Below are 23,881 nucleotides of genomic sequence, written 5' to 3' on the forward strand. Positions count from 1 at the left end.
CATTTCCCGTGATATCTTCATGACGATTGCTCCAAAAAAGATGTTAAGAGAAATCAATTTTATAAAATCCTGATGGTTAAATGTGTGTAGCTTTCCATCCAGTAGGTAGGTTCAGGTGATCTAGACCACTTTTTTTGGTCGATGCTGGCCACGTTTAGAATTCGTCTGTTTTCTACTTATCTTTGGCTCGAAAAAATACGATAATAGAAAACAAAAAATAGGAATGGCCCTCAAGACATTTGTAAAAATCAGTACGGTAAATAATCTTAGTGATGCGCGATACTGTGCCGGGATGTACGTAAACCTCATGGGATTCAATTTAGAGGAAGGCAATAAAGATTATATGGCTCCTGAAAAGTACCAGGAATTAACCGATTGGTTATCTGGATTGGAGTATGTGGGAGAATTTGAGGCCTCTCATCCTGATACCATTTTGGAAACGTCGAAAAGCTATAAAGGACTGAGCTACCTACAGGTTAACGAAGAGGCATTGCTCCAAATGCTGGTCAATACATCCTTTAAATTAATCCTAAAGCAGGAAATACAGTCCCTCGGGCAATTGGAGGACCTGAAAACCAAAGCCCACACCTATCAAGAGAACAATGTATTGCTATTGCTGGAATCAGCAAATTTGGAATTTAATGAAGATGTCAGTGACCTTGTAAAAGACATCGCCAAAAAGTGTGATGTGTTGTTGGGATTCGGCCTTGAAGCGGATACCGTCGAAAATGTGGTCAACGAAACCGCTGTGAAAGGAATCGCCCTAAAAGGCGGAGATGAAATCAAACCTGGACTTAAGGATTTTGATGAATTAGCAGATATTTTAGAGGCATTAGAAGAAGAAGACTGAGTCATTTGCCCACTCACATTATAAAATATAAGCTGTCATGGTCCGATTCTCCAATCGGATTATGACAGTTTTTGGTAGTAAATACTTTTTACCAAGCTTTTTGCTTTATACAGAAGAACTTTATTTTTTTATGAAGCCCATTTTTAGTATTTTATCTTCATAATCAACCAATTGATTTATGAAATACAGCATGATATATTGCTTATTATGTCTAGTGGTTGTTTCCTGCAGCATGGAGGAAAACGAACCCGATACGGCAATAGAAGATAAAATGGAAGTTCAAGAGGATCAGGGAGCAGTCGCCTATTCGGGTGATTTCATGGCCGACGCTCATCCTACCAGTGGGCTTGCTTCTGTTCATGAGAATAAAGTATCGCTGAACCTAAAAGATTTTAAAACGGATAATGGTCCGTTATTGGAGGTATACCTCGCAACGGATAAAAATGCTACGGATTTTATCAGCCTAGGAGAATTGAAGGGCGTGGAAGGAGATTTTTCGTACTCCATACCGGCAGATGTAGACCTATCTAAATATGACCATGTCCTGATTTGGTGTGTGGAGTTTTCGGTGAATTTTGGATATGCCGTTCTGGAAATGCCTGTACCATAAAATCAAACAATACACTTAAGGCATTGAATGATAATGATTTATGTGTTATGGTTTAATTTACCATTTTACCCTCTTTTACGAGTTCTTTTTTTATACCGGCTAACAAGTCCTCGTGAAAGAGTTCTTTCTTATTTTTGCTCAAAGCTTTCAAACTGGCATATTGGATCACATTGACAATGTTTGCACCAGTCAACTCATATTTTTTGGCGAAAACAGAAAGGTCAAGGTCTTTGGCCAATTTTGCTTTTGGTGGGATATTCTTTTCCCATAATATAAGCCTCTCTGCTGCCACCGGAAGAGGAAATTCTATTATGTTTTGAAACCTCCTGGTAAAGGCCATGTCAATATTACTCTTAAAATTAGAAGCTAGAATTACAAGCCCAGGATGCTGCTCTATGCGCTGTAGTAAATAGGAAACTTCTTGGTTGGCATATTTGTCGTGGGCATCTCGGACATTGGTTCGTTTACCGAAAATAGCGTCTGCTTCATCAAAGAACAGGATCCAGTCTTTATTAGCTGCTTTGTCAAACAGTGAAGATAGGTTTTTTTCTGTTTCACCGATATACTTGGAAGTAACAAGTGATAGGTCGATCCTGTAAACCTGTTTTTGGGTATATTTGCCCAAAAGCCCCGCTGTGAGCGTTTTGCCAGTCCCTGGAGGGCCAAAAAACATTACGCGATAGCCTGGTTTAATTCTTTTGTGCATCCCCCAATCATGCATCAGAACTTGCTCGTATTTCAGCCATTCTTCGATTTCCTGAATTTGATTTAAGGTTTTTGAATTCAGGACAAGGTCTTCCCAGTCCAATGCGGTATTGATTAATTGGGCAGGGAAATTACGGCTGAGTTTGGGCTGGCTGATATGCTCAGTAGTGAAGAGCTCCGCAAATTCACTGTCCAAAACCAGAGCCCCAGACCAATGGGGTTCATTCCGGTTACTCTCTTCCAATGAAAGGATACCTTTCTGGAAAAGTGGTGAGGTACTAAAAAGCGGAAAGTACCTTTTCCGTGTATTGGCATCATTGCCGGCAAGGATGTAAAGTGCCGTTTCGCCCGTGGGGATGATCCCGCGGTGACTTTTGGCTTTAATGCCTCCAAATTCGGGAAACTCCCCTCCTTGGGGAAAGTAGCTTTGAATGATCCGGTTGAAAAAGCCTGGATCGATATGGGGCACCAAGGCTAAAATCAGCAAAAGCAGTTCTGAATTCTGTATATGATGTTCAAAAATGAATTTGCCTAGTGCTTCTTCTTTATTAAGATGCAGCTCCATTTTGGGTTTAGGGAGTTGTTTTACCTTGCCCGTTTCAAAATCCATACGAGCACATATGGCAGTTTTTAAAAAATGTAGTAGTTCGTTCATATCATCAGTTGAGGTTATCGTTTGAGGCATTTTTAGTTAACTATACCTTTCATAAGCACGCTGTAGTTTGACATCATAATGGTTTTGGGCGTAGGCCGGACCGTTATATCCCCTGGCAAATTTTGCCCAATCTTTATGCTTCAGGTACCGAATAAGGTTATTGGCCTCTAAGAATTTCCCAAATGCTTTCAAATGCTCTCGTTCATGCTGCTGCATTTTTTGGACAAAATCCTTCACCGAAGGATAACCGAGATGTTCGGCATGATACCCCATGATCTGAAAGGAACCCCAAGAAGCAGATGAGTAGGCAGCCTCCTCTACTTCTGGTCGATGGTCTATGTCAATGGCTTTTTGCAAACGATCATATTCTGCACTACCACCCTTATAATGAGTACGCGTCCATTCAGGATAAAGGACATTGCTGGTTTGTTGATTATAATATTCGTTGGGATCTAAGCCTCTTTTCTTTAGCTGTCTCCAAAAAACATGGCCTTCAAAAAGAATTTTTGCCCGTCCGTCAGTCAGAAAACCTTTACCGCTACTTTCTACTTCATTTACCGCCTTGACGGTAGCCAGTTCCAGGCCATATTCCTGTCCAAAAGCCACCAAATCCTGTTCACTCAGCAATTTACTGTTCTGCTGAAAAACCTCACGGTTTTGATCCAATAACTTGCTCCAGGTCTTCAGTCCCACGATGCCGTCTACCACTAGATTATTTTTTTGTTGGTAATCCCAAACGGCATTATGGGTATCCATTCCAAAATAATTGGATACATATACTTGATAGCCCATATCGGAAAGGATTTCCTCTAAAAAGCGTACTTCAGGGCCGCGAGAACGGTATTTGAGCGTTTTCATAGATCAAGAGGTTTGGTTTTCAACGAGATTTTTATAGTGCTGAGCCTTGGAGAAACCGGGCTTTATCTTCAGTGCTTTATCAAATAGCGATAAGGCTTCTTCATACCGGTGAATACTGCTAAGGATAACGCCTTTTTCAGTGAGGATTTCGGGGTTCTCCGAGTCGTATTTTAAAAGGATATCCAACTGTGCCAATCCTTCTTGGGTATCGCCTTTGGCCAAATGGTTTATGGCCAAATAGTACCTGAATTCTGCATGGTCTGGGGAGGATGCCAAGGCTTTTTTCAATGCATTTTCTGCAAGCCCATGGTTGCGCAGATGGAATTCGCAGCGACCGATGTGAAACCAGGTTTCAGGGTTTTCACTTTTGGTAACGATAGCATACAGCAGCTCCAGGGCAGGTTCCATGTCTTTCTGAAGGATCATGACCTTGGCCAATTGCAGATAATGGTCAGGTTTTGGGGCCAATTGGACGACTTCGTTCCAATAGGCCTTGGCATCTTCCAACCGGTTTTGGTGGGTGGCCAGACGTGCCAAACTGAGCCAAGCTCCTACCGCCTTGGGGAATTTCTTTGCTGTGGCCTGATACTGTTTCCGGGCTTCATCCAATTTGCCTTGCATGGCCATCGCATTGCCCGCGTTTATCCTATAGCTTGCTTTATCCTCTAATGCTATGGCTTGCTCAAAATACGCCACGGCCTTTTCAAAATCTTTTTGCTGATGGTAATACAATCCCATGTTATTCAGCAAGGAAGTGTTTTCCGGATAGAGTTTGTACGCTTCCTCATAGCAGGAAACGGCCTGTTCAAATTCTCCATTCAGAAAATGTCTGGCTCCCTGATTGTTAAGTTCGATAGCTCTTTTGGTTTCCATATTCATAATTTAAGCAAATAAATCGTTTTTAACATCCCTGGCCAGGCCTTTTGCCATATTTACCACGTCCAAATCGGGATAAATCACTTCAATATCATCAAATGACATATCAAAAGGCTCTCCTTCACGGTAATGTACCGGAAATACAATCCCAAATTGAATGTCGGGTCCCCATTCATAGGAAGCCAGGTTATGGCGCCAAGTTTCGGAAATTGATAAAAAACCTACCCCAAGGCTGGCTCGTGCAAAAGCATTCAGGTCAAAGGTAAACTTGGGATTGACCGTGATTCGGCCTTCTGCATCCAGGGCCAAGCCGGTTTGAGGGCTCCAATTTACGTCGACCTCCGCAGCAGCTTCCCCTTCCAGGCCCAAGGATCCCGCCAACTCAATGCCACCGGTCAAGCTGGCGATACCGGCACTTACCCCCAAACTCAAATCACCGCGCAACGTCAGGCCTGCATCGGCCGGTATGGCAAATTCCCCATGGCCGGCTACAGTGGTCTCCTGCTCCCTTTCTGGGTTGTAGGTGATCTCCGCAGACATATTGCGGAGCTCTCCAGGGCCAAACCCGGCCGTAAAATCAAGTCCCCCTCCTATTTGGGCGACTAAACCAATGCTTCGTGGCCCCAATGGAATGGCAAACAAAGGGATTTCGATGGTGGGGACGGTAAAGAGATTACGGTTGAATTCTCTCCTGCTGAATACTTCATAGCTATCAGAAGCTAGTCTGGCCGTTACTTCAATTTCCCCTTCTGGTGTAAAAGTGACACCCGCTGTAGCCGCTAGCCAAGGGGTCAGCTGCAGGGTCAGGCTCCCACCACCATATACCCGCATGGTGTCATCCGGCTCACCTGCTGGGGTGCCATCCTCACCAATGGCCCGGTTGGTAGCGCCTACTTCAATGGTTCCGCTGAGCATTCCACGCTCATAAGAAGCCCGTCCTTCGATGGTCAGGGCTCCATTGTCATAGGTCACGGTCAAGGAAGAGGAAATTCCCGGAATATCCGGCTGGGCCGTTCCGGAAACCAAGACCTCATATTCTTCTGCCCCGGGAGCTTTTGAAACGCGAGCTTCCACATTTCCACCCGTGATGCCAGGGATATCACTGCTCAGATCAAAATTTCCGCCGATAGAGAAGCCCTCTTCCCCGTATTCAATGGACATGGATCCGCGCTCGATACCCGGAATGTCCAGTTCTGCTTCGCCGGAGGCACTGAACGTATTTTCACTATAGGTGGCATTGATGGTAGCACTTTTCACCCCGCGAACTTTACCTTCGGGGATACCTATTTCACCACCGATGGTCCAGATATTGTCCTTATATTCAACACTTATTTCAGCGGGATCAAAAAGATTTGAATCAAAATTAAATACACCCTCTAGCTCAAAACCACCTTCAGTAGATGCCGATGCACCAATATGTCCTTCTCCTACTTGATCAATGCCAAAATTTACTTGACCCGATATGCCAAGGCCTTCTGTACCAAAGGAAACCTCTAGGGTGGTTTCAGAAATACTAAAAGGTGAGGGCATGGAAAATTCTTCTGATGTAAATAATTTCCTCAACCGGATTCCGTCTCCATCAATGACGATGTCTATATCTGCATCAGCAATAAAAGGAACAGTAGGTAATACTTTACCAATACCATAGAAACCATTTTCAGTAAGATCCAGTTGATCAATTCTAATTGGACTCATGCCAGGTAGTCGTAGGCTCTGGAATACTCCTCCCGTACCCTTTAAGGCTTCATCCAACGTCTTTTGTTTATCTACATAGAAAATATAAGTTCCTTCAATCTTACCCATGTGCCATGTCATACCACTGTAAGAAGCACTAATGGTGCTTCTTCCCATATCGGCAGCTTTATATGCATCAATAGCGAGTGTTTTGTTTTCAAAATCAGGAGGAGATTTCAAATCTATTCTGGGCAACCATTGACTTTTTGGATATTGACTTTCGTTTGGTATGGACAGCCTTGTACCTCCAGAGGGTGAGATAAACAATGCCGGATCAGATTCAGTCCCCATCTGTTCTATTTCTTCTGCAGACATCGCCTCTAACTTAGCTAAATGTTGCCCCCCTTGAATATCACTATATTTCCAATGCTGATCAGGGTTACCTGATTTCGTTTCAAGATTGAAGTCGTTGCTCTCAAAAGAAATATTATACCCTTGGTTTCTAAAAAGATTTACATATTGGTTGGCTCTAGCAGGGCGTGCGGGTAGGTTAGGTCTATATTGTTTGCTAGCATCCTGATAATACGGAGATTTGAGGACATCATAAACAGTTTTAATTCTTTTATTCATTTCCCATGCGATGCTAGAACCTGAACTACCATTCGCTGAAGCCTCCAATAATTCATAATTATCCTTGTTATCCTGTCCACCTAATTGATGCTCAACGATATGATCAACCTGAAATGAAGTAGGTATAAGGTCTTTGTCCCAAATTGGTATCAAGCTTATGTCAAGTAATTCCGCCCTGTTTCCAAAAACAATGTATTCAGGATCATTTTTTCCTTTAAAAAAATATTTCCTGTCTTCTTCTGACTCTTCTCTCGAAAATCCACCCAAATTAGTAGCGTCACTAATTTTAGTATTCAATTGCTGGGTAACTGTAGAATTTAATGAAGATTTCCAGTTATCAACTTGGTTAGTGTTCCTACCTGTTGGTAATTGAAAGGGTGGATTGAATAGACTAGAATATCTATCTCCTTTAAATGTGCTTATACTTATTTTTCCAATTTTCAGATTTTTACCAGCTCCTGATTCTAAGATTGACAAGTTTCCTCCAGCGTCTCTAAAGGAAAAGAGGTTTTGACTTTCATCAACAGGTTCTATTCCTTCAGGTGGACTTAGTTCTTCACCTTCTTCCCCCTCGCGCTGCACCAGCTTCCCCTGTACAGCCGAGCTGCTTCCCTGCTGAATGGTATGGGTCAGCTCATGGGCCAAGAGATGCTGGCCGGAAGTGCTTCCGGGATCATACTTTCCTTCGTTGAAATAAATGTCATTGCCGTGGGTGAAAGCCTGTGCCCCGAGGTCTTGGCTCATCTGTACGGCCGAATGGTCCGTGTGGACTTTTACATCACTGAAATCCGCTCCAAAACCACTTTCCATGCTGGATTGGGTGTCGGCATCCATCGAATGGCCTCCGCTGCCGGAATGGATCTGGGATTCCAGTTGTGGCGATACGGATGGAGACTGATCAGCCTTGGTTTGGAGATTGCCATTGGTGTTTTCATCATCCTCCTCATTGGAGGAAGGACTTTTCTGTACTTCCTCCTCTTCTTTCATCTGAAGCTCTTCTTCTTCCTCTTTTTCCTGCACTTGGTCTTCTTCCACCTGCGCTTGCACCACGGGGGTTATATGCTCGGCCAATGGCTTTTCCTGCACTTCAGCAGTTTCGACTTCCGACGTTTGGTGTTCCTCTTCTTGTTGCTGTAATGTGTTATCTGGTGAGGGTGAGGGTGAGGGTGAAGTTTCCATTTCACTTATGCCACTAACCACCTGGTCGGCCATATTATCGGCCTCCAGCTCATACTTGTCCCCTGGTTGACCCACGTTCAGCTTGGCCTGAAAGAAACTCTCTGGTTGCTTTTGGGCGGGACTGCCTTGGGATTGATTGGTTTTGGAACTGAAGTGTTTCATGGATTAAGTGTATAGTCAATAGTTCAATGCATGGTGTTTAACTTGATGGTCTAATCGGGATTAAATCGGTATGGAAAGAATTACTGCTTTTGGTATTCCCGTCTTTGGAAAACGGAACGATATTTCCTGATAGCTTCAGGTAGCCACATGAATTTTCTTTAAACCATGCTGAAGGAAATCCCAATGTGAATGCATAGCTGGTTTGCGCGGCAAATTCCAGTGAAGTTTTATTCACCACTTCAGTTGTGTTGATGTCCTTTTCACTTGTGGTTGCTTTTTCTACCTGAAAAGGAAAGTCTTTGGCAGGATCAAGGGGTCTGTTGAGATGCAGAAGTAAAACAGGCGCCTTTGGTGCCATTGGGATAGGTTTATGGTGCTCATCAAATAGGTCAAATTTTACATAATAAAGCGGATTGGCAATCACAGCAGCATTTTCACTGACAAATCTCAGTGTCAGCTGAATTGACCCTTTAGGTGTTTTGTGAAGTGTGGGGGCAGCTTCCATGGTTAACGCTACTCCTTTATGCGCTTCTTTTGAATTTTTCTGCAGGGGGACTTCACGGAATAATATGGCAATGGTATTTTCCACTAGAGCATTCATTGGGTCTTGGTTTAAACATATCATCACGAATCAGTATCATTTCATTCGTTAGCCGGAATGGCGGCATCAAGTGCATAAAGGGGGACATGACGGCCAGCCATTGGCCCTTGCATGGTTACAGATCCTTCTGATCATCGGGTCTAAGATTTCCCTCTCGCCATCATAAGTGGGGCCTGTTCCTCTTGGAGACCCATGATCTCCTCCGACCAATACCAGAATTTGATTGAGCCAGTTGGTTTGGGCATTGGTCAGTGCCGTTTGAAATTCAGGCCTCACCCGGATGAGCAGTTCTGCAATCCCCTCATTGGAAGCAAGGAGACTTACCGGAATGGTAATGCCTTCAATGGCTGTCTCCAACGGTGTAATCACGCTCGGATCGATTAAGGCATCTCTGAATTTTTCTGCATGAACGCGCTCATGAGCCACTATAGCGGCCTCCATAAACCAGTTGCCGGATGCTAGGGACAGGTTATTCATATCAGTGATCTGGTCACAATAGTTGGCTTCTGTCGTATTTCCACCTGGTCCAGTTACTTCAGCAACTCCCGGCAATAAGCGGGTCTGCAGGGAATAGTTTCCCGTTACCCCTGTGACCACAGGCTGCCAAACGCCCGCATTATCAAATACCTCAATATTTACCTGTACATTTTCCGGAAAAGTAAGGCCCCATTCTCCTGGCCCCAATGCAATCGAAGGAGCAGCGCCTGGCTGCGCAATGACGTTATCCAAATTGATAGGTGTATTGGCCACCACGGGCAAAGGCTCCGGAGCTACTTCTTGTCCCCGGTCTCTTTTATCCAGAAAATCAATGGTGGTGGTGCCCACAATACCATCAACCGTTATGCCCACATCTTCTTGAAAGGCTTTGACCGCCCGCTGAGTCTCGTCTCCAAATGATCCGTCCGCACCAAATCTCGGTAACGGATAATCCAGGCCGAGCAGTGCATTTTGGATCAGGGTGACATGCGTACCGTTGCTTCCTGATTGGACGGTATTGAAATTATCAAAGGTAGCCTCTAAAATGACGTTTCTGGAAAACCTGCTAGCGGGAGGGAAATCATGTCCATCCCCTAACCTCCCTTGGATTTTCTTCTGCACCATTCCTTTTTGCTGGATGGTATGCGTGAGCTCATGGGCCAATAAGTGCTTGCCTTGTGGGGACTTGGGATTGTATTTGCCTTCATTAAAATAGATGTCATTATCATGGGTAAAGGCTTGTGCCCCAATTTGCCGACTCATGTTTGCCGCATTTGCATCAGAATGGATGTTGACTTGACTAAAGTCAGCACCAAAACCAGCTTCCATCTCGCGCTTGATAGGTTGATCAAGCCCACTTCCCGTCCCTTTACTTTGTTTCAAAGGACTTTCGATTGCCTGTACCCCACTATTCGTCTTGGCCTGAAGATTCTCCTTTTCATCTTTTTCCGGAATAGTGTCTGCTTCTTTGGCTTTTAACTTTTCTTCGGAATCTGCTGTAGCTGCCTGCATGGCTTCTTCCTGCTCACATTCATCACATTTGGCCTGAATAGGCTCTTCTTCTTCCTCCTGCTTTTGGATAGGTTCTTCTTCTTCCGCTTTGGTTTGTATTTCTTCCTCTTCCGTAGATGGTTGTATGGGTTCCTCTTGCTCTTTCAAGTCTTGCTTTTGAACCATGCTGATGGATTCAGCAAGGGGTTTCTGCTGCACTTCTTCCTCCTCTGATCCTTTGGCTTGTACAGGCTCAGGTGCAGAAGAATTACTGACTACCTTGTCAGCCATGGCATCTGCTTCTTTTTCATAAGGATCCCCAGGTTTTCCCACTTCCAGTTGTGCCTGGACACCAAAAAAATCCTTTGGCTGATCATCCGCCTTCTTGAAAAGCGAGTGGTTACCTTGTTGATCAGGTTTATGTTTTTTCTTTAACTCTCTCATAACTAATCATTAATGATTGTTTTTTTGATCGTTGGATGGATCATGATCTGGATCGGGCACCCGATTCCGTTCGCTTCTTACTCCCTTGATGGGGAATGCTCTAGTTCGTACCTACCTTCTGACTTTCAGCTAACCTGTCCTTTCCGCTGCTGTCTTTGGACGTCGCACCAGACACCGAGCAAATGATTCTTTTTACCATTCCACAAACAATAACTGCTTCTTCCAGGGGAACTTGACCAAACCTATGTTCCACGGCAATTGATCCATGAGGATATCCTGGGTCTTGCGCTCGATGATCAATTTGTGATGATTTTCTTTTGTGATCAACTTACCTGGCCTGCACAGAAATTCTGCCCTCAAGGTATCCACATGGGTATTTTTTAGGGCCGTCCAATGTCCAATGGCTGCAGCTAACATTTCTTCCGCTGCCGATTTCATATCCTTGGAAAGAGAAACTTCCCTTTCCAAGGAAGTTTCCAATCCTACATTACAGCTGTACTTTTCAAATACCATATCCTGTTCAAAGGCATTTTCCTGTTTGGTCGCTACGTAATGTAATAGGTGGGTTGCCAGCGTTTTGTTTTGAATGGTGTTGTCTTCCGCCAATAGCTTAACGGACCGAAATAGTTGGCCGATAAAAGGATGTAACATTACCAATCCCGCTTGGTTTACAATGATTCCTGTTGCAAGTTGGCTTTCTTCCTTATCTGCATTGGAAGAAGTGGACGCTATCTCCGCAGGAGTGGCAATGGCCGAAGTGTGCCGTGTCCGGGTTGTATGCTTGCCCTCCCATAATGCTTTCATTTCCCGAAGTAAATTATTTTTACCATGGTTTTTGACAGGTTTTGTTTCTGAGTCGTTGTATTTTTTAATTAAACTGTCATATTTCTCCTTGAAATGTATATACTCATAATTGTTCATCCACGATTTTACCCGATGAAGATCGCTGGCGGCATGCATAAGCTGATCCACTATCTTGATGAGGGTATGGTGTCCTTCTGGATAGGCTTCCAAACCTTCTTGCCAAAGCTGCTTCACATCGGTTACAAAATTCCGCTCAAAATAGCTCCTTGAAAGGCTACCGAACACGGTTTGCCAAAACACGGTTCTAAAGCGCTTATCTCCGGTGGTATTGACCAACGTTTTAAAGGATTGAATAAAAGTTAATTCATAGTGAAATTGGCTCAATTCACCGTAAATTTTCTCCAATTGGTTATTGGAAATCTGTTGGATTAACCGCTTGAGAATAGCAGGACTTTTGGCTATTTCCTTGAAGAACGATTGGATTTGTGGTTGTTTGAAGCATTCCTTTAAGGAGGCATCCATCCTACTCCAATCTGAAAAAAACTTCACCCGCTCATCCTCGTGAAGCCACCAAGGGTTACTGCCATGCGTTAAGATATAGATGATGGATTCCGCATCCCTTTGACTTTTGGTCAGCTGCCTGTTTTTGGCAGTTTTTTCCTGCCCATGCAGATCAGATGGGATAGTGATAGGAGACACCGCTTGCCATGATGACCGTTCGAGGCGCACCTTTTTGCTCCACTGTCTCAATTGTTGTTCTACTTGCTGACTAAATTGTTCCAATAAATGGTCAAGGACCAGTTGGTGAGAGGTGCTGCCTTGGGAATTAAACAGCTTTTTACCACCATGGAGATGAATATTAAATTGCGGTATCTGCAAATGACTTCCGTGGAGTTGCTGCTCCATCTCATTAAAATGCTCTTCCAATAGCGGTAACAGCTCCTTCTGCACAAAGGAAGCAATGCTATTCTGGATGGCAAAACCAGTTTTCTGATCCGAAACATTAAGTTCCACCAGTACTTTATGGAGAATATGGCTCGTCAGGTCGTTCACTTATTAAGGATTTCGAGTTGTGAATTTATCGTGTCCATGATATATTCTACTTTTTCAAAGAATGGCATCACTTCCTCATAAAATGCAAGCATGGTTTTGTCCCTGTCCCATGTAATTTCTGCTTCCGCCAACGTATTATAGCCCTTAGTAATGGTATCCATAACCTGCTGAACATGCTCTTGCGATGCTTCAAGCATTTCTGCACTTTGACATCTTAATACCAGGTAGAATAAGCGGATGTAATCCGAATACAAGGTTTGCATGGGGCCCACACCTGGCCCATTTCCTGGTGCCATCTCTATGATATACATTACCAGCTTATCAAGCTGATCTGAGAAAATGGTCGGTAATTTTTCATTTTCTTCACCCGACTGCATGCTGTCCATGTTCTGAACAACTTGACTCATGACCCTGAGAGCTTCTTGCATGGTCTCTTGTCCCCACTGGCCAATCTCTTTGAAGGATGGAGAAGCCATAAATTCTTGGTGACTGCGTAGCATCGCTTCCGCTGTGGCTTTCCCGGTGTCCATACAGTTTCCTTCATTTCTATCACCAAGTTGCACCGTAATCTCATCTGAGGATGCCTCCTCGCATAAGTTAGAAAGTTGTGCTTTTACCATCACCTTCATGGATTTCACTTCCGGTTTGAACGTTTGGGAATAGGTGGTGGCTTCCGTGGTTTCTTGCTCTTCTCCATCAATGATCCATTGATATTGCTTGCCTGCGGTAGGTGGATTGGTGACGGTAAAGGTTACGGTATTTCCTTCATTGGGTCCAAGATGGGCTATTTTGGTATCGATTAGCAAATGGGGACTTTGGTAAACCCTGACGATCAAATCCATCTCCTGCCCATTTACTTTAAAATCTGCAATATCTTTCCCCAATTGACTTTGCGGTACCATTTGGGGAGAGAACACAAATTTACCTTCCTGATTGGTCGTGACCCCTGTTCCTTCCACTCTAGCATCTTCAGGTACCACGTCAAAAGGTACAGGTGTACGGTCCCTGTCCCGACAGAATTCATTTGGTTCGAGTGCCAGGTCGATGGTGTCATCGATGATAATATGGCTAATCTCGATTTCTTCGCTCACTGTCTCCGGACAAGCCCCATTTTCTGGGGTAATGGTAAGGGAAATGGTCACGCTTTTGACTTCTTCGCCGAGATCATATGTGTGTTTGGGGGCTGGAATGTCAGCACTGCTACCATCTCCAAAATCCCAATCGTAACTTGCCTTATCAAAAGTTTGGGATGCCTGGAAGCTTACTTCCAATCCATTGATGACGGGCTGTTCTGGTAGTTTTATCGTAAATAAAGGGGCTTCGTGTACCACCAACCGCGCATCGGTCGGCTCATCATTTACGGTAAATTCGATTGGCTTACCGAGCATTTCAGTTGGGAAGGTTTCCGGGTCAATGCTGATAAACTGCCCGGAGATTACCACTCCAGGGACCTCTTCAGCTACGCTTACCGTCCCGTCTTTTGGTATAACATCGAACGAAACAGGCTCTTGTTCTAGCCCTAAGCAGTAAGTCTCTGCCCTCAGCACTAACGATACCACCGGCCTAGGAACAATGAAATTGATCGGGTTACAATCCGAACAACAGCGATACGGCAGCATGAAGTCGGCTATGATGGTTTTGTCCTTCAAGGTTCGTTTATACGGCCGGATATCGATGGCCCGGGCCTTGGTAAAGTCCGTAAGGAAGTTCGCCGTTTCCAATTCCTTCATTTTGGCTTCTAACAGTGCTGCATCACTGGCAAAATCCCCTATTCCCGTAAAAAGCTTATGGTCACTAATGATCTTACTGGTCAACGCAGCCTTATTGCGCATTTCTATTTCTCCCCTTCCAGTCAATGTCAAGCCTTCTATCGCTTCTACTGCATTGACCTGATTATTGGACTGATTGGAAAAATAGACCATCACAAAGGTCCCGCCTTTGGTCACTCCTGCCCGGTGGTCCAGTCCGGGATGGTGTTTCAAGAAGTTATGAAGCTGTAATTCTGCCAATATGTTTTCTTTCCTCGCTTTGATTTCTTTCTGAAGCACGGCCAGTTTTTTATCTGCACAACAGATGGAAGAGAAAAATACGGCTTGAGACTGAAATTCGGATTTTACCTGATCCCTTATGGCCAATTTCTTCACGCCTCTTTTGAATGCGGATAATTCTTTGCATAGTCGATCGATGGATTCACCGTACCCTTTAAGGTAATTCTCATCCAATTCACTGAGTCGTTCCGGGATCTTTAGTCCTATATCCAACGTGCTTCCGATGATGTCAATGGGTTTGTCCACAACTGCTTTCCTGACCTCTTCAGAAAGTTCGATTTCACCAATAAAGAGTTCTGCCTCTTTCTGCGCTTCGACTTTAAATTTATCAATGGTAAAAGGCGTATCCTTTTGTGCTTTTAATACTTTATCCACTACCAATCCGAATTTACCTTCTTCGGTAGCCACATTTTCCGTGACACTTTTAAAATACTCTTCTTTACTATTGGTCTTGCGGGATTTGGCTTCCTTAAAAAGCTCTGGATAGTACTTGATGGCTTGGGCATAGGTGATTTTCCCACGGGAGATCATGTCCATGACCGTTTCCAGTGTAATGGTGTCATCTTGGTAAAGTCCTCGGTAATCCTTGGTCTTTTTTTCTGGTATAACCTCTTTTTTCTCCTCTTCGGATTCTGCCAACACCTCGGCCAAGTTCAGCTCGGTAAAATATTTGGAAATCTTACCCGCTATGCAGGACAATTCCTGATTCCAAGCATCCAACAGCACCATTAGGTCTTCGAACTGGCACTTATAATCCTCCATGCGAATGTTTTCCAAGACTTCATTGATCGACAGGATCTTCACATCGAAATCTAAATTGTACCGATGGATCATATCATTCAAGTTTGTGAGTGCTTGGTCGGCGGTTTTCCCTTGATGCCCCTCAATACGATAAAAGTCCACTCCTGTCAAGTCGTACTCCAATGCCGGCAGGTCGATGGATTCCTGCTGCTGTATCTTGTGGTCATATTGATAAATCTCTGCTGTTTCTCTTCGTTGTTGCTTTTTAAAGCTCCAATTGTCCAATAAGCTCCCACTAGGCTTGTAATAAAATGGAATGGCCATTTCACTTAATTTGCCGCTGAATTGTGATGGCGTGATCTGAATGGTTTTTCCAGTGGTTTGGAAAGCACTTAAGGTAATGTTTAGCCGCGTCAATAAAGATTGCATGTTAGCCGTAATGGATGTATCCCCTGTAATGGGGGATTTATAAAAGCTGTGCCGGTACTGCTCTGATTGATCGATGTTCCCTATATAGCCAAGCAATAAATGCTTGGGAAATGCGGTAATATCCGGCAAACAGGTAGCATTGAGCGCAAAAAGGGTCTCAATAAGCTCATGATAGGTAGCGATAACATCGCGAAGCCAATCGTAATGGTATTGGAATGGGTTGACGAACTTGATATTAGGTCTTTCCTTAAAGAAGTTCAGCCTATCCACTTGAAGATCAGCACCAAATAGATCAGCAATGGTCTTAAGTCCATCGGCTAATTTTTCAATTTCTGTATCCGTAATGGAATCGTAATAGCTGTTTTCTAGTTTTTGGAGCGTCTGTGTATTGGAGGAAGACAATAAGACCCGCTTTAATTTTATTTTATTGAGCTCCCTGTAGATTTTTTGGGCATTTAGTTTTTGATAAATATTATCTTTAGAGAGTAAATGCTGGGCACCTTCTTCATTGGTGAGCAGCACCCTCAATCGAGCGACTTGCTCCACCCCTTGATTGTCACAATCAATTCCGCTACACATATCTGCTTCCTTCGAGAAGGTTTCCAAATACAGCACCACAATCCACTCATCCAAGTTCCCATAGTCGGTCAATGGGGTATCCGTCTCAGTACGCTTAGCTTCAGGAATAATCTCGAATAGGGTCAGCTGATTGTCGTCGGCATCGGTAAACTTCGAATAATTGCCATGCAGGTCTTCAAATTCACGAAAATAGGTATAGTCCAAGGCTCCCGTGACCATCTCCAGCCCAGGCTGCTCAGGGTCTGACGTTTCCTGAAGGAGCTTAAACATATCTCCATCTGTGGTTACGCCAATTCCCTGGGTGATCCGAACCGTACCGGTGTAGGGTTTGCTGACGTTAAATCCACAAACGATTCCTACTCCATTTAAAAATACACGGGTCAGCCTGTCCTGATCCTCAAAAAAAGCAATGGATTCATTCAGTTGGGTATGGGTCAGTACCTGATCCACCTTGTAGGTGTGGTACTGCGTGGTAATGGTACTTAGTTTATTAGCCATGACGGTATTGATTAAAGCGTTCCCAAATTCGTTTTTCCTATAATTAATTTTCCATCCAGGTCCTCATCTTCGTCCGTACAATCATACAGACGACCTGTTGGATAAATGGTATGCAGTCCGTTCAAGGATGCAATCATCTCATTTAATGTTTCATTGTATTTATTCATGGAAGGGATCTTATCCTTTCTTTTATGGATATCTGTCAATTCGAATAAAAATTCCTTGTAGGCTTTTTCGAACCTTACCAATTGATTTTCCTTTTTGAGGGGTTCTTCGGGGTTTTCCACATCTTCCTGAGGGTGCGCTGGCTCTTCCCCTTCGCGGTATCCTATCCAGCAGATTTTTGCCACGATATGGGCGGGTAGTTCTTCTCGTATGACATTTTCCAGGTAGTTCCTAAAATCTTTATTGGCAAATCGATAGGTGAAACCGGGAAGAATAACACTAACCCTGAAGGAATAAGGGTCGATTAGCTTGCAGCTATCATAATCATCGGTACAAAACGGGAGGAATTTACCTTTGGTAAAGGACTTGCTTTCACTTGCCCATTTTTCTGCATATTTCCCATCGTCTTCGCCAGGACGAAGTAAGATATGCTCTACCAAGAAAATTCCTTCTTCTGTAAACTTGCGTTTTAGAAAATCGATCAGGTTAAGCGCCGCTTCCACCACAGTCTTTTTGTCCTGATGAAAGTGGTACTGCTTCGCGATGATATATTCAGGATCTGACTCCGATTCAATGTTTGGATTAACAATGTCAAAACTGTATTTATCCGAACTCGCTGCTTTGTGGAAATGAAATGCTCCCACCTCAATAGCAGTATCGAAAAGCCTATACAGCTTATGCTCTGGATCCAACAGGTACCGGATGGCTGTCTCCTGTGTTTCTATAACTTTTAGAATAGCAAAATACATTTCCTGGCCTGCTTTATTATAGCTGGTATAGGAAGTGGTCGCCGAGAGTAAGATATGGCCATCATTATCGCGAATCCTCCATCTGAATACGTCCTCACCGTCGGTATGCGCATATTTATAAATTTCTACTGCAGGGTTTGACAGGTTTCTTCTTTGATAGTTTTTGATCCCTATTAGCCGGGCAATTCGTTTTTGGGCACCGGATACATTAGCCTTTTTCAATGCTTCTGGTTCCGGCACTACCTGATGGTCGTACCAAAGTTCGGATTTCGGCTGATCATAATAGTCAAACGCATCTCCCCTGTTTTTGCTTATTTCTTCGTAATCCTTCAGAAATTCCAATTTATTTTGAAGGACAATTTCATCTGTACTTTTCCCGTAGAGTAGCTTCATCAAGAAGGCATAATTGCCGAAATTCTCTGCAAAACGGGCCATCAAATGGTCCATGATCTCATTTCGTCGAACAATAGGATCATCCAATGCTCCCAATAAGGTTTTGGTAAGCCTTTCCTCATCCTCCAACATGGACGGATCCTTAAAAAGCCCTTCCACCCCTTTGATATCCTTTACCGCTTGGGTAAAGTAAGTCATTTGAGGATTTTGGTCTAGCGACAAGAGATCACTCACCTTTCCTAGATGCTTAAAATAAGACGCCAATATCTGGTCAAAAAACAGTAAATATCCTTTCAGCTGCTTGGCTAACGCTCGGCGCTGCATGCCCAATTGATATGGGAGTCCCTTGTCACTGATGCCATACGTCTCCGGGAAATCATGCTGGATACTGCTGTAAGCACTCCATTCACCATAGGTACCTTTAGGCATATCAGGGAATTTATCTATTCCGGCTTTGGCATCCTGATCTTGCCTTGACTTCAAGATATCTTGTCTGTATTGAACGGCTTGTGATTTGTTGACATTGACAGGTAATATGCCTTTGAAAAAATTCAAAGTGGTCTTCGAGCAGAGTTTGGGCTTTTTGTTTTCGGGAATACAGATAACCCATGACGTATCACCTTTGCCGTCATTTTCATCACAGTGGCCTAAGGAAATCTCCTTCACCACCTTCACTCCATTGATGCCCATGATGATATTGATAATATCGGAAAGCCTCACTTCTTTTCTTAGTTTAGAAGCCTCCAGTTCAGCTGGATCCAAAAATCCATGGGACAGGACTGGGCCTTCAAAAATCTCCGCTGTGCCATATCCCTTTTCGATCATTTCTTTGAGTGAATGGAATCGCGGTGATGGCGCCATGTAGTCTTCTAAAGCCACGGTGATCTGAGCATGGATCAGTTCTTCATCAGCCTCAGGCGCTATTTCAATGTTGGCACAGACAGAAACCGGAACCGTTTCCACTACTTCTACTTCCACCAAGTCCTCACACAGGTTCCGATGCTTGTGGAAAGCCTTAAATATGGCTTTTCTTAAGTCCTCTCCCAGCACTTTGTCACCATGCTCCGTTTCCACCAAGAAACGGTACAGGCCTTTGAGGTTAAAGGAAGTTTTTTGGTGAGCTTTCACATCTGGAGCGGTTATCGGGGAATAAGAAAGCTGTTGATTTTTGAGGTCAGCATACAGGGTGACCTCTTCTTTTTTAAGCCATGCATTTTTGATCCCGACGATATCTATCATGAGTTTTCGATAGTCACTGGCTGAAGTTGGTGCCGATGGCAATATTTCAGCGACCTTATAAAACTGTCCTTCCAGGCCTACGTCTTTGCGCGTCATCAGGTCTTCAATAGGAAGATTGATGCGGTTGCCAAGGTCGGTAATGGCGTAGCTCAATACTTCCAGCATCGTGATGCCCGGATCATGGACATTATAATCTGTCCATAGCTTGCTGCCCAGCTGCTCTATATGTCGTATGCCCTCTTTTCTTAAAAAATCAAAGTCAAGGTCATCTTGGGAATGGGGATCCCTCGGAATGGCGATATGTTCGTTTAATGTTGACATTTTTCCTGAGTTTCTTGGGGTTCACTGGAACAGGTCTCCGTAATCGGAGTAACTTTATGACTTTTGGCAGAAACCAATATCGATTTGGGGTTTAGCGGACGGATATAATCCTTGGTGGAAACTTCTTCAAAACTAGGGGAACACGGTGGACTGCTGGGATTGCGCTTCTTGAGTTTCACATCTTCCAGATAATCTACATAAGGAAGTTCTTCCATATAATGGATCAACTGGCTACGGTGTAAGGTTACACCAAATTGGACCGTTACATTTTGATCATATGCCCATGGAGAGAGTAAGCGCTTCAGGTCTTCTTGTAGCTGTATTTCATAAAAGCTCACATCGAATCCTTCCCGGAACTTCACCTTGGTATCCACTTTTACTTCTTCATAATTGGGATTAATCACCTTGGCCTGCACATGAAAACTGTTCAATTCATTGATGAAGGAAGACACTTCGTTCAGGGTGGCTTGACTTACCCTTGGCTGGTAAATATCGTATACCGCTTGCTTTACCGTATCCGGCACCAAAATAATGGTGACATTTCCTGGTGACTGAAAAGCCTGTTCACAGGTATGGTTTAGGCATTTTACCTTATATACCTTAGGAAAATGCTGCAATATCAAATGTTCGTAATCCCATAAGGTAATCGCCCGCTTTTTATGGCGGAGACGCTCACTTACCCTTCGGTAATAGGAATCATCCTCTTCCTGTGCCTTTCCTCCAAAAGAAGAATAGGGCTGGGACAGTGATTTAATGCTACTAATGCGTTGTTGTAACTTACTGATGCTTCCGGCAGGTAGCCCATTGGTCAAATGATCCCCTGTGTTTCCCTTGTCTTCAAACACCGCTTCTACTGCCTGCGCTTTAATGTCAACCAGCTGGCAAACGACATCATACGGCTTTTTCATGGAGGCCCTGATCCAATGTAGGCCGGCTGGAAGTTTAGTGTTTTCCTTGGTCGCATCTTTAGGTAAGGAAAAGCGGAAAACTCCTGATTTCAAAAACCGCGGAGACTGATTCAGCAGGATATCACTACTTTTAATTTCTTCCCAAGCGTTCTCTTTAAGATAATCCCACTTTATCTGTTGTTTGCCCGTAAAAATATCCTTCGCCACTGGATTTTCACTTCCTTCCAAAAACTGAAACAATAAAGTGATTTGTTGCAATGGGAGGGCACTATCCAAGCCAATATAAAGTTCTCCACCATGACAAAAGGTCGGTACCAACAGCACCTGTTTTGTGGGCGTGGTTTGTTCAGGAGAAAAGACGGCCGTATGCCCAAAGGGTTCTTCATGGATCAAGTGTATATTTTTATCAGCACTTTCTGACCGAAAGTCAATCGTGTCACTGGCTGAATAATTGAGCCTAAGGTTTTCTGAAAGAGGGGTATAGGGTTCATTGGGAAGTTCACTGGGATCGCTTATGCCATCTTTACCCTCAATCGCTGCAATGGTAAAATAATGAGGGTATTTCTCATGTAAAAAGGAATTGACCAAACTTATTTTAAGTGACTTTTCATCTCCTGCTGACCACTTGGGATTATTGAAGCTAAAGGCAGAGGAGTATGCTGCTCCATTTTTTTGGAACAAGCTGAGGGATTCCGCATCGTCATCAGGGTATTTGTTGACCTTGAAGTAATCATCACCGGTAACCGTATGCCCTAGCGATACCATTTGATTTGGAAGCGCAGAATCCTTCAATTTCTCCATTTTCGAATCATAATAATCCGCTATAACTGTCTTGTTGAATTTCGGGGATTCCTTAGCCTGCTCTTTTTTAAGGGATTCCTTTATTTCTTTATGCACAGGAGCAGCATTATATGCCACATAGTGTTCGGCAAAATCATCCGGAGTATTCAAATAATCCATGCTGAAATTGATCTCCTTGAGTGGTTTGGACATCGCTTCCCCGTAAGACAAGGAAAAACTTGCCCCTTTTAAAGCACGAGGTCCAAATGGATAAAAGGGCTTTGAAGGATTTAAAGCACCAAGATCATTTTCAATTCGGATTTGCTGAACATCAAACACGTCAGTCTGGATTGTAACCAACTGTAAAGGATTTTCATTGAGTAAACGATATAGGTTATAGCCTTCCTTATTTTCGATTCTAAAAAGTACCCTGATTAACGGGCTTTGTACGGTATAATTACCTCCGTGAATCTCCGCGTCATAACCTACGACTGCCTCAGCGGATTCATCTAGATTAATTTGGAGGATAATTTTATGGTTTCCGATAGGATCATCGATAAAAGCGGGTTCATTTTCGATCACGAAGGTCTCTGCTCCTATCCAGCCCTTTTCACCCGTAAGCTCCGGTTTTATGGCTTGCTTTAATTGGTCAATAGAAATGGGAGCATCGAGAATGTCTTTTTCAAACTGTAAGATCATGGTAATCCATCGATTCCCCTCTGCGAGATACAGCAGCTCACTTCCGATGGTGAACCCTAATCGTGCCGAGGGAAGCGAGGGCATCTGTGTGGAAGCATTGCAGTTTTTAGTATAACCAAAAGGCCACCATTTTTGGGATTCTTTTGGAAAATCTGCTCCTTGGCCGTCGTAGGAATTGGCTATCGGAGCCATGACCATTGTCCCGGTTTGATCTGAGGTATCCAATTGGTGGATAGCTGCCTTATCGATTATCACATCGTTAAATACACTCTTTAGGGCCTGGACTTGTGCTTTGTTGATGATGGTTTCCTCCGCCGTCACATATGTCCTCTTAGTTCCTTCCGTGTCTTTTCCTCCATCCAGCGCGGTGCCTTTATCCAATTTCATATTGGATAGGTTTTTGGCCAGCTCAAAGATCAAATAAACATGATCGGGCTTTAGTGGTTCCTTCTCCATTTGAAGGATTTCCTGATAATAAAAATCCAGGTGCCTTTTGGTTAACTTATTGAATCGATCCTGGGTGATCTGTAGCAACTTTATAAAGCATACAAATAAGGTCAGGTGAGGCGTAAGGTCTTTGGTCTGTGCTTTTTCGACTAAAAAGTCATCAAATGATGCCTTAAGGATTTCCAGTTTTTTTTGGTCCGATACATCATTTAACCAAGAAGTGTCTTTCAGAATTTTACCAAAGAAATTTTTCCAATCCCCTACCGGTTTTTTTTCGGATTCCTTGGTATAGTAATGTACATGCCTGGAAAAATTAAGGGCAAAAGCATACCAATCCCCCAGCTCAAAATCCTGTAATTTGACCTTGTCAGGGGAGAGATGCCCCAAGCCCAAATCAGGCCGGCCCGTACCATCCCGATTCAGTATGTCTACAATATGATTGCAGTCTGCGCTCATAGGTTTTGGATCACATTAAAATGATTCATTTATGATCAGTAAGTCGCTCATTTGCTTATGGATTAATATTCGTCCCTTCCTCGATGTAGAATGGATAGACCACGTTATTTCGCGCATTGGTTGCCCTCACCCTGTAATGAATATGGATGAGCAATTCTCCTTTCAGTTCATCTCCTTGTGTAATGTCTATTTTTTCTGTTTCTATTCGGGGTTCATGGTAAAGTATGGCGTTTTTGATAAGCGCTGTGACGTAGGTTTTTAAGGTCCTGTTGATCGAATTGAACAGGAGTTCGTCCAGGTTACAGCCGTAGGTAGGCTGCATGACCCGCTCGCCCAGTTTGGTGCTAAAAAGGATTTCCAAGCTTTGGTTAATGTCCTCTACGCCTAGAGCGGTTTTTAGGCGGCCACTGTCCCTGTTGAACTCAGGAGGAAAGCTCCATCCGGTTCCTAAAAATTCATTGCTATCTGCCATAATTTCTATCCTATTAAAACTGTTGGTTCCCCTATCACGATACTGCCTCCATGGGCAGTAGTATCTCCTAGCCTCGCTGCTGGCATTCCCCCGATCATCACGGTGGAAGATCCCATGACGATACTGTCCGGTGGTCCGGTACAAGTCGCCATATCTCCTACCCGTGCCGCTGGCATGCCTCCTATTAGCACCGTCGGCTCACCTGGTGGCATTATTGGCCCTCCCACATGAGGAACGGTTCCTGTCATCATCGGACAGACATGCATATCGTTTGCTCTAGCTGCTGGCATTCCCATTTTTATTGATATTAAATGTTAGACATTAGCTGTTAAATCGCCCGTTTTCCTTGGGTTTCTGCTGATTACTGTACAACCCGAAAGTCAAAGCCA

Annotated in this window: 14 protein-coding genes; 2 read left to right on the forward strand and 12 right to left on the reverse strand. The window is 43.8% G+C overall.

The genetic code is table 11. From position 1 onward, the window contains the following. Window positions 1–223 precede the first annotated feature (223 nt). Entirely contained in the window at window positions 224–850 is a 627-nt protein-coding gene (trpF, locus tag ECHVI_RS17415; protein ID WP_015267339.1) for a phosphoribosylanthranilate isomerase, read from the forward strand. Between the two features lie 178 nt (window positions 851–1,028). After that, window positions 1,029–1,460: a DM13 domain-containing protein gene (locus ECHVI_RS17420; protein WP_015267340.1), complete on the forward strand. Its 432-nt coding sequence runs from the start codon at window positions 1,029–1,031 to the stop codon at window positions 1,458–1,460. A 52-nt stretch (window positions 1,461–1,512) separates the two neighbouring features. On the opposite strand, the gene ECHVI_RS17425 is transcribed toward ECHVI_RS17420, so the two are convergent. The 12 genes from ECHVI_RS17425 to ECHVI_RS17480 all read right to left on the reverse strand — a co-directional run bounded on the left by ECHVI_RS17425 (window position 1,513) and on the right by ECHVI_RS17480 (window position 23,788). Continuing rightward, the gene (locus tag ECHVI_RS17425; RefSeq protein WP_015267341.1) at window positions 1,513–2,820 is read right to left on the reverse strand and encodes an ATP-binding protein; all 1,308 of its coding nucleotides are present in this window, start codon (window positions 2,818–2,820) and stop codon (window positions 1,513–1,515) included. 36 nt (window positions 2,821–2,856) lie between these two features. Next, window positions 2,857–3,678, reverse strand: a complete 822-nt coding sequence (locus ECHVI_RS17430) for an N-acetylmuramidase domain-containing protein (protein ID WP_015267342.1) — start codon at window positions 3,676–3,678, stop codon at window positions 2,857–2,859. A gap of 3 nt (window positions 3,679–3,681) precedes the next feature. Further along, on the reverse strand, window positions 3,682–4,551 hold the full coding sequence (locus ECHVI_RS17435; protein ID WP_015267343.1) for a tetratricopeptide repeat protein: 870 nt from the start codon (window positions 4,549–4,551) through the stop codon (window positions 3,682–3,684). A 9-nt stretch (window positions 4,552–4,560) separates the two neighbouring features. After that, a complete protein-coding gene (locus ECHVI_RS17440) occupies window positions 4,561–8,199 on the reverse strand; it encodes an eCIS core domain-containing protein (RefSeq protein ID WP_015267344.1) in 3,639 nt (1,212 codons plus the stop codon). A gap of 37 nt (window positions 8,200–8,236) precedes the next feature. Next, complete coding sequence (locus ECHVI_RS17445) at window positions 8,237–8,800, reverse strand: hypothetical protein (RefSeq protein ID WP_015267345.1); 564 nt, start codon at window positions 8,798–8,800, stop codon at window positions 8,237–8,239. 66 nt (window positions 8,801–8,866) lie between these two features. Further along, window positions 8,867–10,711 carry an eCIS core domain-containing protein gene (locus tag ECHVI_RS23060; protein WP_015267346.1) on the reverse strand — a complete coding sequence of 615 codons (1,845 nt, stop codon included), beginning with the start codon at window positions 10,709–10,711 and terminating at the stop codon, window positions 8,867–8,869. Window positions 10,712–10,903: 192 nt separating this feature from the next. Then, window positions 10,904–12,568, reverse strand: coding sequence for a contractile injection system tape measure protein (locus tag ECHVI_RS23065; protein ID WP_015267347.1), 1,665 nt, complete (start codon window positions 12,566–12,568; stop codon window positions 10,904–10,906). Next, the gene (locus ECHVI_RS17460) at window positions 12,565–16,863 is read right to left on the reverse strand and encodes a PKD domain-containing protein (protein ID WP_015267348.1); all 4,299 of its coding nucleotides are present in this window, start codon (window positions 16,861–16,863) and stop codon (window positions 12,565–12,567) included. The genes ECHVI_RS23065 and ECHVI_RS17460 overlap by 4 nt, the downstream gene beginning before the upstream one ends. Window positions 16,864–16,874: 11 nt before the next feature. Then, window positions 16,875–19,730 (reverse strand): hypothetical protein, encoded by a 2,856-nt coding sequence (locus tag ECHVI_RS17465; protein ID WP_015267349.1) that lies wholly within the window; start codon window positions 19,728–19,730, stop codon window positions 16,875–16,877. Continuing rightward, window positions 19,718–23,020 (reverse strand): baseplate J/gp47 family protein, encoded by a 3,303-nt coding sequence (locus ECHVI_RS17470; protein WP_015267350.1) that lies wholly within the window; start codon window positions 23,018–23,020, stop codon window positions 19,718–19,720. The genes ECHVI_RS17465 and ECHVI_RS17470 overlap by 13 nt, the downstream gene beginning before the upstream one ends. Window positions 23,021–23,075: 55 nt before the next feature. Beyond that, window positions 23,076–23,492: a GPW/gp25 family protein gene (locus ECHVI_RS17475; RefSeq protein ID WP_015267351.1), complete on the reverse strand. Its 417-nt coding sequence runs from the start codon at window positions 23,490–23,492 to the stop codon at window positions 23,076–23,078. A 5-nt stretch (window positions 23,493–23,497) separates the two neighbouring features. Further along, complete coding sequence (locus ECHVI_RS17480; protein WP_041738823.1) at window positions 23,498–23,788, reverse strand: PAAR domain-containing protein; 291 nt, start codon at window positions 23,786–23,788, stop codon at window positions 23,498–23,500. Window positions 23,789–23,881: the final 93 nt, after the last annotated feature.

It is taken from the genome of Echinicola vietnamensis DSM 17526 (assembly GCF_000325705.1).
Taxonomy (GTDB): domain Bacteria; phylum Bacteroidota; class Bacteroidia; order Cytophagales; family Cyclobacteriaceae; genus Echinicola; species Echinicola vietnamensis.

What these genes read in the sequence shown, in the direction of transcription:
- trpF (WP_015267339.1), top strand. Translation starts at nt 224, where the DNA reads ATGGCCCTCAAGACATTTGTAAAAATCAGTACGGTAAATAATCTTAGT.
- ECHVI_RS17420 (WP_015267340.1), top strand. Translation starts at nt 1,029, where the DNA reads ATGAAATACAGCATGATATATTGCTTATTATGTCTAGTGGTTGTTTCC.
- ECHVI_RS17425 (WP_015267341.1), bottom strand. Translation starts at nt 2,820, where the DNA reads ATGAACGAACTACTACATTTTTTAAAAACTGCCATATGTGCTCGTATG.
- ECHVI_RS17430 (WP_015267342.1), bottom strand. Translation starts at nt 3,678, where the DNA reads ATGAAAACGCTCAAATACCGTTCTCGCGGCCCTGAAGTACGCTTTTTA.
- ECHVI_RS17435 (WP_015267343.1), bottom strand. Translation starts at nt 4,551, where the DNA reads ATGGAAACCAAAAGAGCTATCGAACTTAACAATCAGGGAGCCAGACAT.
- ECHVI_RS17440 (WP_015267344.1), bottom strand. Translation starts at nt 8,199, where the DNA reads ATGAAACACTTCAGTTCCAAAACCAATCAATCCCAAGGCAGTCCCGCC.
- ECHVI_RS17445 (WP_015267345.1), bottom strand. Translation starts at nt 8,800, where the DNA reads ATGAATGCTCTAGTGGAAAATACCATTGCCATATTATTCCGTGAAGTC.
- ECHVI_RS23060 (WP_015267346.1), bottom strand. Translation starts at nt 10,711, where the DNA reads ATGAGAGAGTTAAAGAAAAAACATAAACCTGATCAACAAGGTAACCAC.
- ECHVI_RS17460 (WP_015267348.1), bottom strand. Translation starts at nt 16,863, where the DNA reads ATGGCTAATAAACTAAGTACCATTACCACGCAGTACCACACCTACAAG.
- ECHVI_RS17465 (WP_015267349.1), bottom strand. Translation starts at nt 19,730, where the DNA reads ATGTCAACATTAAACGAACATATCGCCATTCCGAGGGATCCCCATTCC.
- ECHVI_RS17470 (WP_015267350.1), bottom strand. Translation starts at nt 23,020, where the DNA reads ATGAGCGCAGACTGCAATCATATTGTAGACATACTGAATCGGGATGGT.
- ECHVI_RS17475 (WP_015267351.1), bottom strand. Translation starts at nt 23,492, where the DNA reads ATGGCAGATAGCAATGAATTTTTAGGAACCGGATGGAGCTTTCCTCCT.
- ECHVI_RS17480 (WP_041738823.1), bottom strand. Translation starts at nt 23,788, where the DNA reads ATGGGAATGCCAGCAGCTAGAGCAAACGATATGCATGTCTGTCCGATG.